We start from the raw sequence: 14,589 nt of genomic DNA, 5'->3' as shown, positions 1-14,589 counted from the left end.
TGCTGACTACAGAAAAGTTGCCAGATAACCATCACATCAAACAGCGCGTTTTCTCGAGCTGATATTTACATAATAAAGAGTCACTCTCAGCTGTTCGGGCTTGTTCAACACTTGGGATAAGGACGCGGCTTCGCGCGGCCTATCCTTATTTGTTAGCAATACATTGCACACGCTTCATGTAGCCACTTTTAGTTAAAACCTGTGAGCCTGATGGATAGCTATTAATGAGTAGCTCCCCATTCTCTAGCAACCAAGATGATTTAGGCATACCAACTAAGCTATATAATTTTTCAATTTTAAAGTTCGAGTTTATTAAATGAATATCACCGTAATTCCAAGACATATGGGCTAAACCAGATGTAACCACTAAACCGAAAGGCATTTCATAAATATCTTCGACATTCATTTCTTTAATTAGTGTTACTTTATCGTTTTCATCGATTAAAAGTAACTCTCCACCAAACTCACCATTGTTACTGCCAGTAATAATATTATTACCTAAGTTTATAATTATTTCTGGTTGTATAATTTGATGTTCGATAGCTATTTCGTTTTCCAAGTTTGGCGATTTACGAGGAAAGGATTTTTTGTATTTCCCTGTGGCTCTATCGACTAACTTAAATACCCACAGCCTTTGAGATGAATCAGCCCCTCCTAATTCATCGAAAAATTCTTTTACACCAACTTCCGAAACTTCTCGTTCCGTACTTCCCTTAAATTCAGTTTTATTGGGGTATTTTGAAGCGTCATACGACCCACATGAGATATCTTCGAATACATTAGCAGAGACAGAAAATGAACATAAAAGTAAAATGAATATCAAAACTTGCACAGGACTCTCCTTGTATTGCTAACGCTTATTGAAGGGCTCGCCCGATAATGTCGGCCCTTTAACTTATTGATTAATATCATCCTACATTTAGTATCTTATTGATGTAAAGCCGTTTTATTTTACTTCACTGACAAATAAAAACGAGCTTGCGCGTAAAAATTGGACTCAATATTCGCAAAAAACTAAAAACACATCAGTTTCAATGCATTACAAAACTATCGATTTATTACTAGTAGTACTTTAGTTTACTTATTAGCCGATTCAACTTAAAAACACGCCAAAAACCATTACCACTGTTTTTATACACAGTACACACTACATAAAGGTGGGAGACATGACTGACACTAGATATTTATCAGACATTTGTAAGTCGGTTACAGATGAGGTTAAAGCTGGATAGTTCCCCATCGAAAATTATGCGTTTTTCATCATTTTTCGTCTAGGGCGCTATGGATTTCCAAGGGAGCGCCACGACGCTAATGCCACAGGCCATGCATCAACATGAAGGTGGCCGAAGGCCATAACCCCGAAACGTTATGACCTTGCGTTGCTTACAAATAACGCGCAAATTGCTGGCCACTTTTAAGCGGTTTAGTGGGTGCAACCACCGCAGGAGTGCCGACATATAAAAAGCCCACAATTTGATCGTCTGCGGCTAATCCTAATGCGGCATTCACATCAGCGTTAAAGGCAAAATCACCACTACGCCATACAGCACCAATACCTAAAGCGAATGCGGCTTGTTGCATGGCCATGGTGGCGCAGCCTGCTGCAATGTGCTGCTCTATAGCTGGCACTTTGTCATGCTGTTGCGTTTTAGCCACAACGGTTATCACCATAGGCGCACGATATGGCATATTACCGGCTTTAGTTATCATGGCTTCATCTGCACCTTGTGCTTTTGCTGCTGCAACAAAAATATCAGCTAACTTAGCAAGGCCATCGTCAACGGCAATGATAAATTCCCACGGTGTTAGTGCGCCGTGATCGGGTACTCTGGCTGCGGCATCGAGTATAAAGGTCAATTGTTCATCGTTAGGCGCTGGGGCCACAAGGCGTGGTGTAGATTGGCGAGTCAATAACAGTTGTTTAGCGTCCAAGGTACTATCCTGCTGAATAAATTATGTTGCTGATATTATCAAAAATCCCACCAATTTGGTGGGATTAATTAAGTGGGTTTCATCTGCTGAGTGAACAACACTAGTTTAATAAGCGACGGCTAATAAAATAGTCGATACTGGTGTAGCGTCCACCGCCAATAACCAGCAAGGCTAGTAGCATGAATAAGTAAGTCATGGCGAATTCGATACCATTATTTAAAATCACAAAATTACCTGAGCTGGTCAGCCATTCGTAATTACCATGTTGTTGTAATATAGATTTAGCCGCGGCTAACTTCTCTGCCGATGCCATCACGTTTTCATTGGCAAGCCATGAGCTGGCATCGGCAATAGCTAACCATCCATTAGGTAAATGCACTGCAAAGGCTGCCACTAGCATGGTGATCATCATAGGTAATGCGACTAATCGAGTGGCTAATCCCACCAGTAATAATGCTCCGCCAATCAATTCGGTACCTGCCGCTAATGCTGTCATCAGCTCTGGCATGGGTAAACCTAAACCCCAATCTGGGTTACCAAACCAGGCGGCGGTATCATCAAAATGAGATAGCTTATTATAGCCTGCTTGCATTAATACCGGCGCAAGGTAAAGCCTTAGGGCCAAAGCGGCTAAACCTTCTGAATGCTTAACCACGTGTAGAAATTTTTGATAAAGCCCAATTAACGCCTGCATAAATATCCCATTTTGATTGTCTCGTGCCTTAAGAGACCCGCTAAATCAGCAAAACATTTCAAGCAGGGGTTATTTATCCAGGTGTAGCTCGGTGAGGTCGTCAACAAGCTCGGTGAGTTTTTTATCAAAGTGTTGGCGTTGCTTATCTGTAAATGTTTGATTTAGTGCAATAAGCATTGAGCCAAACTTATGGGTGTTTTCATTAACTTTGTCGCGGTAAACGAGCGACTTAAGTTCGTCTGGTGCGGTCATTAAACGAGTCATTTGCGCGTTAAAATATTCGGTTTCACTGCGACGTAGCAAAGCCAGCTCAAATTGGCGCTGCCATTCATGTCGATATTCTAACCACATATCAAGTGTGGCGAGTCGCTCTGTCGTGGCTTGATGAATAATATTTTTTTGTACTTCGCTAACGCTGCCAGTCCACTCTTTAAGTTGTTTTTCAATTCGCTTATTTGAGTCTTTTACCAGCTCAGCCTGATCTTTACCGACATATTCATCAACTAACTCTTGCTGCTCTTTTTTAAGCTGGCTAAGCACTTGTTGTACCTGGTCATCATCAAAACTGGCAATAATAGGCAACAGTTCTGGCATAACAAAATTGAAGATACGATACCAATGAGACTTAGCCATTGTCACTTGTTGCTGCCAAAGCTCAGGCGTTAAAGTGTTTTGTTTGGCCTGTGCTGACAATAACTGCAACTGATCGCGATAGCGTGGTAGCTCTTGCTCTCTATGCCACACTAAAAAGTGCTCTATTACCTCGTCGAATTTATCTTGTTGAGCACTATTTAAATCGACATATTCTTCGACTTCCCATTCGATGGCCCAGTCTAAGAAGAAGTAACTGACTTTTGTTGAACACCCCACAAAAAACAGCGAACACAGCAGTACTAAAAGCAGCTTTTTGGTCACATTGAATCCCTCAATAAAATCTAATCCAGTTAATAGCAGAGTGAACCTTAAACAGAAATATAGCCCAAATAATCATTAAAATAGTCGATGTATTGGGTTGATTGTTCAGTATCTTGCGCCGCCATTAATAACGCCCACATCGCCGAAAACAACCAAAAGCAATTGATTGCAGCAGGTAATGCCGCTTTGGCTGCTGCCACGTCTGTTAAGCTCGCCATCTGACAATATTGCACAATAACCTTGTGGGTCAATTGATTTACTTGCTCATTTGTTAACTGATGTGTTGCTATGGCACTGGCTAAATCAAATAACGGGTGGCTAGCAACGGCGTACTCGTAATCAATACAATACAATTTGGCTTGGCCAATATGGCCAGGATTATTTTGCGAGCTCAACGAAGAGCTTAAGAGTAAATTGTGTGGTGTTAAATCACGATGACAGAACATAGGCAATAATACGCACGACTCTAGTTGTGATAACCAATGCCTTACGCGAGCATTTAATCGTTGCAGTTGTTGCCATGCTTGTTGCCAGTGCGGCTGAGTTTGCTCTGTACTGTATTGTGCAAGTTGCTGGGCATACTGCTGCCATTGCGCGCTAACGGTGATGCTCCTAGACGGTACAGGTAATTGACTCAGCGAGGCAAACAATTGCGCCAGTAAAGTAACCGCATCCACATTAGGATGAGTCATCGCTGTCACTGGACGAGTAGATGAATGGCCAAACATGGATGAGAACTGGCTCCAATCGCCTTGCGGTTGAGTGATAAACTCACTTAAATAAAATTGCTTGTCGTCACTCACCCACTCGAGTTTCGGCGCGATATTAGCCGCGATAGCAGAGCGCCAACATTCAACCTCAAGCGCCCTATTACACCAATGACTATGACGTTGATTGACCCGCAACACCTTGTCACCCGAGGGGAAAGATAACAAATAGTTTTGATTACTTAAGCCCGTATTTAATAAGGTAACGGCAGTGCATTGGGTTAATAATGAGTGATATGTTGCAGCGGGTATTGCCTGCTGCAACATATTAATTAACTCATTCGGTAACGTGAGTAAGGGTGATGACATAAACTTTACCGCTATAACAATCTGATAATGCTGTGATTATACACTAATTGCCTGTTGAGAAAGTTTATCTTGTTCAACAACCGTGTGTTGATATTTTTTACGCCACATCATGTAACCGGCAACGGCCATTGCGACATATAAAATAAACAAACCTGAGGTCAACATCAGCCCTTTTTGGAAGTAAAGGTAGATAGAGACGACATCGATGACCACCCAATACAGCCAGTTTTCGAGCACCTTTTTGGCGACTAAATACGTCGTCATTACCGCAAAACAAGTGGTTGCTGCGTCGATATAGGGAAATGCTGCAGCTGTATAATTCGCCATACCATAACCCACCACAATAGACACTAAAGATGTCACCGCGATAACGATGGTATGAGTCTTTAGAGTCCAACTGGTGATGTTAAGCTGAGAACTGACATTGTGTTGTTGAGATTGTTGCACTGACGGCACATGCAACCACAGCCAATAGCCATAAACGGCCATGCCCATGTAATAAATATTGAGCACCGACTCCATGAGTAGCGACACATTCCAAAACAATACCGTATAAATTGCAGTACTCAGAAAAGCGGCCGACCAACACCAAATGTTAGTCCGCATTGCCAAAATAAGGTAAGCCAACGCAAGCATGACCGCGATAGCCTCCCAAAATGTCATGACCGACGCTTCGTTAAAGGCTTGTTGAATGGCTAACATCACGTCATTCATGGCTGCTATTCGCTATGACTTAGGTTAAGTTCGCCACCAATAAACTTACACACAAACACGGCTTTGCCCCACTTCTCGTGAGCGGCTTGCATTTCAATGGCTAGCATTGACATAACATCAGCGTATTCACCGCACACTTGTGTTGCCATAGCGTTGGTGACACGTTCAATATTGTTATAGCTATCAACACGGTCAATAAACCACTTGATTGGGTCAAGGTAGTTTTCGTTGAATGGATACATACTAATTTCAGCAGTTAATTTCATTGTTCATTTCCTAAAAGGTATGAGGCACCGAGTGATGCCGCAGTTGAACTTACATAAATTTATAATCAAGCGTAATACCAAGCTGGCGTGGATCACCATAGCGAATGTATTGCTTGTCGGCCCAATCTAAATCAGGTTCGTTACCAAAATAGAAGCCGCGCACACCGTATTCTTTATCAAATAAATTACGGCCCCATAAATAAGCCGACCATGTTGCGGTTTCGTAACCGACACGAGCATTATAAATGGTGTATGCATCTGATGTTGACTCATTGCTGTCTGAGTAATAAAAATCACTTTTACCACTGGCATTGATGTTAGCAAACCAGCCAGAGTCGGCAACATAGGTCATACCGGCACTGTAGGTAAATTGTGGTGAATGGGCTAATTCGCGGCCAGATAAATCCACAACCGAGCCGTATTTATCACTGTATTCATATTGGCCGTATTCGGTCTCAAGCCAACCTACACTGCCATAAAACTCGATATTTTCGGTTAAGTACCATTTAGCATCCAGCTCAGCACCGTAATTTTGCGAGCTGCCGGCATTTTCAGTAAATAAAATAAATCGTTGCGGGTTATCAGGGTCTTGTAAAGACGCAGACACTTGCTGATCTTCACGGTCCATAAAGAATATGGCTAACGTAGAATCTATTTGACCGTCTAACCATGTTGATTTGATGCCGATTTCATAGTTATACAAAATCTCAGTATCAAACTCTTTTTTGTTGGCCAACTCTGTCGGCAAGGTCATATTAAAGCCACCCGCTTTATAGCCTCGCGCAATGCGTGCGTACGCGTTATGGTTATTATTAATGGCTTTAGAGAGCGCAATATGCCCGCCCCACATGTTTTCTGACGGGTCAAAATTATCGTTATTACTGTCGCGGTATTCACTGTCGCGGCGTTCAAATCGCAAACCGGTAGACAACAAATAATCATGACCTAATTGGCTGTCTAACTGAGCAAAAACGGCATAATTTGTAGCTTCGTAACTAGACTTAAGCACTTCGTCTGGCCATGTGTTGTACTCTGAATACAAGTCGTTATCTTCATTGAGGTTCATCATATACACCCCAACTAACCAATCAGTGCTGCCAGCAAAAATCCGCCCGGCATCTTTTGACGATAAACGAAACTCTTGAGTAAGCGTTTGACGATCGCCCTCTTTATCCCAGATATAATCATATTCACATGGCTCAGTGCCAGTGACATTGTAATCATCGTCATAGGCTGTACATTCTTTGCTGGCCCAGTAATCTGGGTTAGCCCAGTCACCGTCATAAGCATGGTGATGGTCTGTTTGTGCTATTGATGTTAGCGAGGTAAGGTCAAATCCCTTCGCGCCAGTATAAATAAACTTAATCCCTACGCCTGTGGTTTCTTGGGTATCGATACCTGGTTGGTCAGTTAATGTATCACTGCTGTTGTTGTCTAATGTCCAGGCATCATAGCCATTGTCGAAGTTAGCATGTAATAAGGTTAAATCTATTTGTAAATCATCGGTGGCATACCAGCGTAATTTAGCGCGGGCACTGAGCTCGTCACGTTGATTAGTGTCGTCACTATTTAGATACAGATTATCTCGGTAACCATTTTGATTATGTTGCTCAACAGAGACGCGATACAGCAATTTACCGGAGTCGTTTAGTGGCCCTGAGCTAAAACCTGAAAAAGTGCGTAAGTCGTCATCGCCCACACTGACTTTAACGCCATGCTCAAAAGTGTCTGTCGGGTCATTACTTTTTAGATAAATTAAACCTGCTAAGGCATTGGCACCGTATTGCGTTCCTTGCGGACCGCGCAGCACTTCAACTTGCTGCATGTCATACATGCTCGACACCATGCCAAGTCCTGATAAATCAATGTCATCGACCACAAAGCCAACTGATGAGTTGGGCGCGCCTTGGTATTGCTCTTGCTCACCGACACCACGAATTTGGAAATACTTAGGACGTGAACTGCCACCTGACCAGTTAAAATTGGCGATAGAATTTAGCACATCTTCAAAATGTTGTGAGCCTTCATCTTCTAATTGCTGCGCATCAATGACCGTGACGCTTGATGGCATTTTATCAAGGCTGATATTACTAAAATCAGCATTAACAACAATAACTTCCATTTTTTCATATTCTGGCGTGACCTGCTCAACATCAGCAGTTTTAGCCATAACAATAGGCGAACTCATTGCAGCGATAACCGCGAAGGCAATTGGCGTGTGGGATAACCCGATAGAATTTTTCGTGAACATAGGACCTCAAATAGTTATTTTGAGATCCGGCAAGAGTAGCGAATAAGAGGTGCACTTAAAGATAGTGTGGCCCATTCCTACGCCGGTATAAGCCGGATCAGGTTCTAAGGGTTTGTCTTAACGACATCTCAGTTCAGTATTGCTGAACACCCCTTGGCGGCCACGAGTATAAACTATCTAAAATCTGATTACACGATCCGTCATACAAATTGATAACACAAAAATAGCCTGTTGATATCAAGCCGTATGTTTTGTTGCATTTAAGCAAACAAAGCCTTGCTCTGTATTGCGTTAGCACTTATCAGCGGCGATTAATCTGAGTAGGTTTCGCGCACGTATATCTCAAAATGACTGACTTGAGTATTAGGTGCTACCGCACTGACTTGCAGTTGTTGCATGCCATGTAATTTGACCGACTTCCAACTCGTTGCCTCATTTTCAATGGTATAGCCGTTGGCATCAAACCAGGTAAATTTGTATTGCACGCGTTGGTCATAACTCGACTTGCTTTGAATTAACGCCGAGGCTTTAACTAAGTCGCCCACCATAATGGAAGCAATATCGGTGACATTGACATCACTGGCAAAAGAGCTGCTATCAACGCGAATTTGCCCATTAGAGTCAACGGCAATACCCGCGGTGTTGTGAGCACAAGCGCCAAGTAACAACGTTGATGTGAGTACGATAATCGATGCGAGTTTCATAATCTTTTCCTTAAATGTTACTTGGCATATAGCCTGATTTAATCTAACAAAAAGTGGGCCCTGGCTGTGGCGATCAATTGTTTACGGTTAGTTTGCCAACAATTAATACTGACATTGGCCACGCGGCGCCCTTGACGGGTAATTTTACATTCTGCAAACGAGTCTTGATGTAAGCCAGCACGTAAATAGTCAATTGAAAAATCAACAATTTTAGGCACCTTTTTAGCTTGCATAAACACCATTAATTGCACAATGGCCGACATTTCCATAAAGCCTGCAATCACCCCGCCATGAATAGCCGGTAAAATAGGATTACCGATATTGTCATCTTTTGCGGGCAATCTAAACACCATTTCGTCACCAAAACGGGCGACCGACATGCCAATAAATTGTGAGTACGGCACTTTTTCGAGCAAATAACTGTAATCATTTAACTCAATGGCACGCTTTACCACATCTTGAACATCCAACTCACTTGATGCCTCTGGGGTTGTGTGCTCAGTCATGCTGACTCTCCGGCAAGTTTCCCATTAACGCCTGACGAAACTCTTCGCCAACCATTTCAGGGCTAATACGCATAAATGAACCGACCGCATGGGCAATCGGTTCATCAATACTTTCTTGATAGGCAATCGCGCGGGTAAAGGCAACACTTGACGATAAACGATAACACTCTGCAAAGGCATAGACCGGTTTGTGCGGCTCTGCTGGCTTCATGTAATCGACCCGTAAGTCTAATGTTGGCGACAACTCAAGCGATTGATATTTTTTTAAAATGGCGCACACCACTGCGGTGCCGCAAGCGGTGTCAATTAAGGTGGTAATCACCCCGCCATGGATCACATTCGTGTCAGGATAACCAATAATATCCTGGCTGTATGGCAACTCAATTAATACGTGATGCTCGCTGGCTTCTTTAACACTTAACCCTAAGCGGCGACACTGAGCAAGCTGGTTTACAAAGCGCGTAGCCACTTCAGTTAACGGGAAAAAATCACTGTTAATTTTCATTAGTCGCGGCTCAGCATTGGACCTAATGGCTTACCGCCTAAAAGGTGCATATGAATATGATACACCTCTTGGCCACCATGTTTATTGCAATTCATAATTAACCGATAACCATCGTCTGCGATGCCTGCTTCATCGGCTAATTTAGCCGCTACGGTCATCATTCGGCCTAAGGCTTTTTCATCTGATGCTTTAACATCATTTGCCGTGGCGATTAAATGGTTAGGAATAATTAAAATATGAGTGGGTGCTTGAGGAGCGATATCGCGAAATGCAGTGACAAGTTCATCTTGATATAAAATATCTGCTGGAATTTCACGACGAATAATTTTACTGAATATGGTTTCTTCGGCCATTTTAGGATCCTTAATGAATGACAGCATTTTGCTTATGATAATAGTAACAAGTCTTTGATCTCTGACTCCAGAAAAAACTCAATTAATCAGCTATCTTTTACAGAAAATGGGATTCGTTTGCTTAACTGAGTCATTTTTGGCAGCATTGTCGATTATAGCTCAATCCTTTTGATTGCAACGCTTCTACTATTTGGAATTCTTTATGCATTATCATATCCATGCGATCGATCCTAAAGCGCACTTATTTGAAGTCACTCTCACTGTCACCCAAGCCTCACCGTCACAGGTATTTTGTTTACCCGCTTGGTTACCTGGCAGTTATATGATCCGTGATTTTGCCAAAAACATTATTGAAATTGACGCCACAGAAAATCAACAAGCACTAACTGTCACCCAGTTAGATAAGCAAACCTGGCAGCTAAATAACCAGGGTAGCGACATCGTATTGTGCTATCAAATTTACGCTTGGGATTTATCGGTACGTACTGCCCACCTTGATACAAACCACGGTTTCTTTAATGGCAGTAGCGTGTTTTTAGCCGCCAAAGGACTTGAGTCACACCCGCACCAGGTCACCATAGCTAAACCCGCCTTAACCGAGTTAAGCCACTGGACTTTAGCCACCAGCATGAACAGAACCGCTGGCGAACAATTTGGTTTTGGCGATTTTAACGCGCCAAATTACGATGACTTAATCGATCATCCCGTTGAAATGGGTGAGCTCAGCATAGAAACCTTTTATGCTGCTGGAGTGCCACACGATATCGTATTAAGCGGTAAACATCGCGCCAATATGGCTCGCCTAGTGAAGGATTTAACCGCCATTTGCGAGTATCAAATTAACTTATTTGGCACGCCAGCGCCGTTTGAGCGTTATGTGTTTATGACCACAGTATTAGATAACGGCTTTGGCGGACTCGAACATAAAGCCTCAACCGCTTTAATGTGCTCGCGCAATGACCTACCTTTGTCACTCAATGCGCCGGTTGATAAAGGCTACCGCACCTATTTGTCACTTTGCAGCCACGAATACTTCCATTCATGGAACGTCAAACGCATTAAACCGGCCGAGTTTACCCCATTTGATTTATCGCAAGAGTCGTACACAGAGCAATTATGGGCATACGAAGGGATTACGTCATATTACGATGATTTAATTACTTTTAAGTCTAAATGTATTGATGAAAAAGGTTATTTAACCTTACTTAGCCAAATCATGACGCGAGTGTATCGCGGCGAAGGACGTTTTAAGCAAACCCTTAAGCAATCGAGCTTCAACGCATGGACCAAGTTTTACAAGCAAGATGAAAATGCGGCCAATGCCATTGTCAGTTATTACACCAAAGGCGCACTATTTGCGTTGTATTTAGACTTAACTATTAGTATAGAAACCCAGGGCAAGCAAAGCCTTGATGATGTGATGCGCGCGTTATGGCAACAATATGGCCTGCCGCAAATTGGCACCAATAACATGAGCCACCAACAGATTGTTGAAAAACTGCTTAATCGCTCGTGTGATGATATTTTTGCTTATTTAGACAACACCCAAGACTTACCGCTAAGCAGCTTACTCGAACAGGTCGGCGTTAGCATGACAGTGCGTGCCAGTGAAGGTACAGCAGATTTAGGTGGCGGAGATGCTAAAGGCTATAAAATCGCCTTTGGGGCTAAAACCAAGCCTGAATCACTCGGCCTTAAAGTATTAGCGGTTAGCCAAAACAGCCCAGCACATCAAGCGGGACTCAGCGCTGGAGATTTGCTGATTGCCGCTGATAATTTACAAGTTAACGCCCAGTTTGAGCAACAACTGCAAAGCTACAGCGTAGAACAACAACTCAATTTACATTGGTTTAGACGCGATGAATTAATGCAAGGCCAATTGCCAGTACGAGAAGCTGTTGCCGACACGATTTCTTTAACCATTAGTGATACCAGTAAAACGGCACTTTGGCTTAACTAACATTCGGTTAACTAACAGCGGCTTATTCATTGAGGTTAGATTAATCACTGCAAGCAGACACAAAAATGGGTATCAACTGATACCCATTTATTTTTTCGTTAGAACTGTAGTTAACTTTGAGAAATACGCTCTTTGACTTGATTTGCTGAATGAGCCTCGAGCCAATATTTTTGTAATACCGGACTATTAACTCCTGATACAGGATCTCGTAAATTCCATGCGCGTTTCCAAATTCCATCAGCAATCATGTGCACAACCGCACTTTCAATTGCAGCTGCAATGCATAAGCTTACCGGTTCATTAGAAGTATATCCTGCTTCTGCTTCTAATAACTCTTGTGCATCGATAAATTTAAATACGCCGGCAGTAATCTCTTTTGAGATAACGGATTTTGTTGTTGTAACGCTACTGAGTAACCGACCGGTTCGGATATCAACTGCACGTAAATTAACAGTTATGCTGTCTACGCGATACTGCCCAGATGCACCAATTCCAAGATATCTAGCACCAGCACCACCGGTTTTAATATTGGTATCATACGCAACAATGCCGCCTTCCATTAAAATCTGTGCGCTGCTTAATTGAGGTAACTTGTTTGACTCACCATTTAAACCCGCGCGAACGATTTTTCGTTCCGTCAGTAGATTTTGCAATCCTTCACGCTCTACAGGTACAAACCAAGCTGAATCATTCAATGCCTGAGCTAAAAATGCAGTACCAGATTGCGGAACAGCTGTCGAAAAGTTACTTGAAGGAATAGGTTTATACTGACCAGTTTGATCGCGAAAATCGTAAACAGCTGCAACCATACTTCCTTGCGGTGAAGGTAAGCTAACGAGATCGTAATAAGTCTCACTTTTTGGCATCAAACTGGTAGATGCTTCTATGCCATCAAATTCGCTTTTCACTGAGGTACATGCTGTTAATAATACCAATATAAAACTAAGTAGTAGTTTATTCATGATTAGCCCCCAGTTGAAGAACCGACAATGCCACCCACTTCAATAATGGTCGTCTCACCGGTTAATAAATCGGTAATATGGACTAATAACGAACCGTCTTCGTTAACAACATTAATTTCAAAATCATCGGTTTTTAAGTATCCTTCAGCACCATTAGCTGCATCATTAAACAATTGGCTCATTAATCTAGACTCTAATGAGCTAGCAAGCCGATCAAGTGCTGTAGGAGCGACATAAGAAGATCCTCCCTGGTATTTATTTTGAGCAGCTGCATTGGAAAGTAAATAACTCCCATTAAGGTAACTGCCTCCAAAAGAAGGGTTAACAGGGGTATATACCAATTCAGTAGCAAAAATCGGTAAACTTATAAATGAGATAGACATTACAGCTATTATTTTTTTCATATGCTTATCCTGCTAAAACTCATCGGAGGCAAGATCTGGATCTGAAAATGCACTCCACTTTGACTGTTGTTGATATTGCAGCAATAAATCATTAACCCTTCTAGCTGCCACATCGGCCTGTGCATCCAAACTTCGTGATGCTGGAGAAACAAAAGTAATAAATATTGGCTTCCTATTATGTAAAACTAAAATTTTACTGCCACTTCTTGCTGTCGCTTGCTCAACTACAGTCAAACCATTGTGATTATTCATACCGTTAATATCACGATATGCACTCACAAACTCCCGATAAAAACGATGACCAAACCTTGTCATTGCCCTGTTTAATATTAAACCGTCAATTAAATCATCTTCCCGCTTTGGCTTAGCATCACTGACATCGACTTTTTGTTGTTTGGAATTTTGTAATGCGCTTTCTTGAGCTTTAGATTTACTTGACTCTAGTTTGACGTTATCTGTTAATAGAGGAATGTCTGCTTTATTAAACTTTTGAATATTCACATCTGTGTTTTGTTGTTCTGTTGCAATAACTTCAGTAACGAACGTCACTGAACTTAACAATGAATAAGCTAATAACACTGTTGCGAGCTTCACACTCTAACCTCATGCATATGTGTTTGCGCCCATGCAATAGCCTGTCCTCGACTAGATACACCAATCTTACGAAATGCTCTATAGAGATGTGTTTTAATAGTGGATTCACTGACAAATAATTGGTTTGCAATATCAAGGTTGGTACGTCCTGTTAATAACGCATGCAACACTTCTCGTTCACGAATAGTCAGTTGATCACTGTCATCGTCATTGTCTACATTCATCAACGACTGATGCAATGTTTGAGGAATCGCACTTCTGCCTTTTAAAATCTCATTTAACCCAATACTAATATCCTTTAAGCTGGCATCAACATAAAAAACACCTGCTGTGGTGGAAGGATGAATAAGAAATCTTGCATCAACTTGTTTTGGAAAATTTAAAAATACGGTTCTCAATCCGCAATGCTCACGTTCAACAATGCGCTGTAACTGATAAGCTTGTTGAACATCTACAGTCGCTAAATCAAAAATGACCATGGAATTGGGTGATGCTGAAAGTAGTTTGCCCATTTCTCCAGGGTGTGAATTAGTTAGTTTAACTAAAAACTCCTGCGGCCATCGACACTCAAGTAAATCCGTCAGCATTTGAGAACGGGATACAATCATCCAATTTACGACTTTAAACATAATTACACTCCATGTGATTTGTTTTATCCAAGTTGAAATAAACGGCAAGTGATGTATTCAGCTTAGCAAGACGACTTTTGCATGACAATTAGCCAAAAGGGTGCTTGCGCACCCTTTGGTATAC

General features: G+C 42.0%; 17 protein-coding genes and 1 riboswitch. Of the genes, 1 reads left to right on the top strand and 16 read right to left on the bottom strand.

All coding sequences use genetic code 11. From position 1 onward, the window contains the following. Nucleotides 1–145 precede the first annotated feature (145 nt). The 12 genes from IEY48_RS11545 to hinT all read right to left on the bottom strand — a co-directional run bounded on the left by IEY48_RS11545 (nt 146) and on the right by hinT (nt 9,916). Nucleotides 146–832 (bottom strand): hypothetical protein, encoded by a 687-nt coding sequence (locus tag IEY48_RS11545; RefSeq protein ID WP_188920436.1) that lies wholly within the window; start codon nt 830–832, stop codon nt 146–148. A 551-nt stretch (nt 833–1,383) separates the two neighbouring features. Beyond that, nucleotides 1,384–1,932: an NAD(P)H nitroreductase gene (locus IEY48_RS11540; RefSeq protein ID WP_188920434.1), complete on the bottom strand. Its 549-nt coding sequence runs from the start codon at nt 1,930–1,932 to the stop codon at nt 1,384–1,386. A gap of 100 nt (nt 1,933–2,032) precedes the next feature. Next, entirely contained in the window at nt 2,033–2,626 is a 594-nt protein-coding gene (locus IEY48_RS11535) for an HvfX family Cu-binding RiPP maturation protein (RefSeq protein WP_188920432.1), read from the bottom strand. Between the two features lie 69 nt (nt 2,627–2,695). Then, nucleotides 2,696–3,541 (bottom strand): DUF6279 family lipoprotein, encoded by an 846-nt coding sequence (locus IEY48_RS11530; RefSeq protein ID WP_188920430.1) that lies wholly within the window; start codon nt 3,539–3,541, stop codon nt 2,696–2,698. A 47-nt stretch (nt 3,542–3,588) separates the two neighbouring features. Further along, a complete protein-coding gene (locus IEY48_RS11525) occupies nt 3,589–4,617 on the bottom strand; it encodes a phosphotransferase (RefSeq protein WP_188920428.1) in 1,029 nt (342 codons plus the stop codon). A 36-nt stretch (nt 4,618–4,653) separates the two neighbouring features. After that, nucleotides 4,654–5,331, bottom strand: coding sequence for a nicotinamide riboside transporter PnuC (gene pnuC, locus IEY48_RS11520; RefSeq protein ID WP_188920426.1), 678 nt, complete (start codon nt 5,329–5,331; stop codon nt 4,654–4,656). A 5-nt stretch (nt 5,332–5,336) separates the two neighbouring features. Next, nucleotides 5,337–5,597, bottom strand: a complete 261-nt coding sequence (locus tag IEY48_RS11515) for a YkoF family thiamine/hydroxymethylpyrimidine-binding protein (protein ID WP_188920424.1) — start codon at nt 5,595–5,597, stop codon at nt 5,337–5,339. 49 nt (nt 5,598–5,646) lie between these two features. Further along, nucleotides 5,647–7,848, bottom strand: coding sequence for a TonB-dependent receptor (locus tag IEY48_RS11510; protein WP_188920422.1), 2,202 nt, complete (start codon nt 7,846–7,848; stop codon nt 5,647–5,649). Nucleotides 7,849–7,905: 57 nt separating this feature from the next. Further along, nucleotides 7,906–8,012: riboswitch (TPP riboswitch) on the bottom strand. A 147-nt stretch (nt 8,013–8,159) separates the two neighbouring features. Further along, nucleotides 8,160–8,552 carry a YcfL family putative periplasmic lipoprotein gene (locus IEY48_RS11505; RefSeq protein WP_283106245.1) on the bottom strand — a complete coding sequence of 131 codons (393 nt, stop codon included), beginning with the start codon at nt 8,550–8,552 and terminating at the stop codon, nt 8,160–8,162. A gap of 38 nt (nt 8,553–8,590) precedes the next feature. Next, complete coding sequence (locus tag IEY48_RS11500; RefSeq protein WP_188920420.1) at nt 8,591–9,058, bottom strand: PaaI family thioesterase; 468 nt, start codon at nt 9,056–9,058, stop codon at nt 8,591–8,593. After that, entirely contained in the window at nt 9,051–9,563 is a 513-nt protein-coding gene (locus IEY48_RS11495; RefSeq protein WP_188920418.1) for a PaaI family thioesterase, read from the bottom strand. The genes IEY48_RS11500 and IEY48_RS11495 overlap by 8 nt, the downstream gene beginning before the upstream one ends. Then, nucleotides 9,563–9,916 (bottom strand): purine nucleoside phosphoramidase, encoded by a 354-nt coding sequence (gene hinT / locus IEY48_RS11490; protein ID WP_188920417.1) that lies wholly within the window; start codon nt 9,914–9,916, stop codon nt 9,563–9,565. Before hinT ends, IEY48_RS11495 begins: the two co-directional genes overlap by 1 nt. Nucleotides 9,917–10,118: 202 nt before the next feature. On the opposite strand from hinT, the gene IEY48_RS11485 reads away from it, so the two are divergent. Beyond that, nucleotides 10,119–11,876 (top strand): M61 family metallopeptidase, encoded by a 1,758-nt coding sequence (locus IEY48_RS11485; RefSeq protein ID WP_188920415.1) that lies wholly within the window; start codon nt 10,119–10,121, stop codon nt 11,874–11,876. Nucleotides 11,877–11,986: 110 nt separating this feature from the next. On the opposite strand, the gene IEY48_RS11480 is transcribed toward IEY48_RS11485, so the two are convergent. From IEY48_RS11480 to IEY48_RS11465, 4 genes are read right to left on the bottom strand one after another with little or no spacing between them, the layout of a single operon-like run. Then, nucleotides 11,987–12,838 (bottom strand): CsgG/HfaB family protein, encoded by an 852-nt coding sequence (locus IEY48_RS11480; RefSeq protein ID WP_188920413.1) that lies wholly within the window; start codon nt 12,836–12,838, stop codon nt 11,987–11,989. 2 nt (nt 12,839–12,840) lie between these two features. Further along, nucleotides 12,841–13,242 carry a curli assembly protein CsgF gene (locus tag IEY48_RS11475; RefSeq protein WP_188920411.1) on the bottom strand — a complete coding sequence of 134 codons (402 nt, stop codon included), beginning with the start codon at nt 13,240–13,242 and terminating at the stop codon, nt 12,841–12,843. A gap of 12 nt (nt 13,243–13,254) precedes the next feature. Beyond that, nucleotides 13,255–13,836, bottom strand: a complete 582-nt coding sequence (locus IEY48_RS20430; RefSeq protein ID WP_229786414.1) for a curli production assembly/transport protein CsgE — start codon at nt 13,834–13,836, stop codon at nt 13,255–13,257. After that, complete coding sequence (locus tag IEY48_RS11465) at nt 13,833–14,465, bottom strand: LuxR C-terminal-related transcriptional regulator (RefSeq protein WP_188920409.1); 633 nt, start codon at nt 14,463–14,465, stop codon at nt 13,833–13,835. The genes IEY48_RS20430 and IEY48_RS11465 overlap by 4 nt, the downstream gene beginning before the upstream one ends. Between the last annotated feature and the right edge of the window lie 124 nt (nt 14,466–14,589).

Source organism: Shewanella saliphila (assembly GCF_014648295.1).
Lineage (GTDB): Bacteria > Pseudomonadota > Gammaproteobacteria > Enterobacterales > Shewanellaceae > Shewanella > Shewanella saliphila.
The sequence above is the reverse complement of the archived record's forward strand: the minus strand, read 5'-3'. Positions and strand labels throughout refer to the sequence as shown.

Excerpts from the sequence above, each read along its gene's own strand:
- IEY48_RS11480 (WP_188920413.1), bottom strand. The coding sequence starts at position 12,838 with ATGAATAAACTACTACTTAGTTTTATATTGGTATTATTAACAGCATGT.
- IEY48_RS11495 (WP_188920418.1), bottom strand. The coding sequence starts at position 9,563 with ATGAAAATTAACAGTGATTTTTTCCCGTTAACTGAAGTGGCTACGCGC.
- hinT (WP_188920417.1), bottom strand. The coding sequence starts at position 9,916 with ATGGCCGAAGAAACCATATTCAGTAAAATTATTCGTCGTGAAATTCCA.
- IEY48_RS11500 (WP_188920420.1), bottom strand. The coding sequence starts at position 9,058 with ATGACTGAGCACACAACCCCAGAGGCATCAAGTGAGTTGGATGTTCAA.
- IEY48_RS11485 (WP_188920415.1), top strand. The coding sequence starts at position 10,119 with ATGCATTATCATATCCATGCGATCGATCCTAAAGCGCACTTATTTGAA.
- IEY48_RS11465 (WP_188920409.1), bottom strand. The coding sequence starts at position 14,465 with ATGTTTAAAGTCGTAAATTGGATGATTGTATCCCGTTCTCAAATGCTG.
- IEY48_RS11525 (WP_188920428.1), bottom strand. The coding sequence starts at position 4,617 with ATGTCATCACCCTTACTCACGTTACCGAATGAGTTAATTAATATGTTG.
- IEY48_RS11505 (WP_283106245.1), bottom strand. The coding sequence starts at position 8,552 with ATGAAACTCGCATCGATTATCGTACTCACATCAACGTTGTTACTTGGC.
- IEY48_RS11535 (WP_188920432.1), bottom strand. The coding sequence starts at position 2,626 with ATGCAGGCGTTAATTGGGCTTTATCAAAAATTTCTACACGTGGTTAAG.
- pnuC (WP_188920426.1), bottom strand. The coding sequence starts at position 5,331 with ATGAATGACGTGATGTTAGCCATTCAACAAGCCTTTAACGAAGCGTCG.
- IEY48_RS11475 (WP_188920411.1), bottom strand. The coding sequence starts at position 13,242 with ATGAAAAAAATAATAGCTGTAATGTCTATCTCATTTATAAGTTTACCG.
- IEY48_RS11515 (WP_188920424.1), bottom strand. The coding sequence starts at position 5,597 with ATGAAATTAACTGCTGAAATTAGTATGTATCCATTCAACGAAAACTAC.
- IEY48_RS11510 (WP_188920422.1), bottom strand. The coding sequence starts at position 7,848 with ATGTTCACGAAAAATTCTATCGGGTTATCCCACACGCCAATTGCCTTC.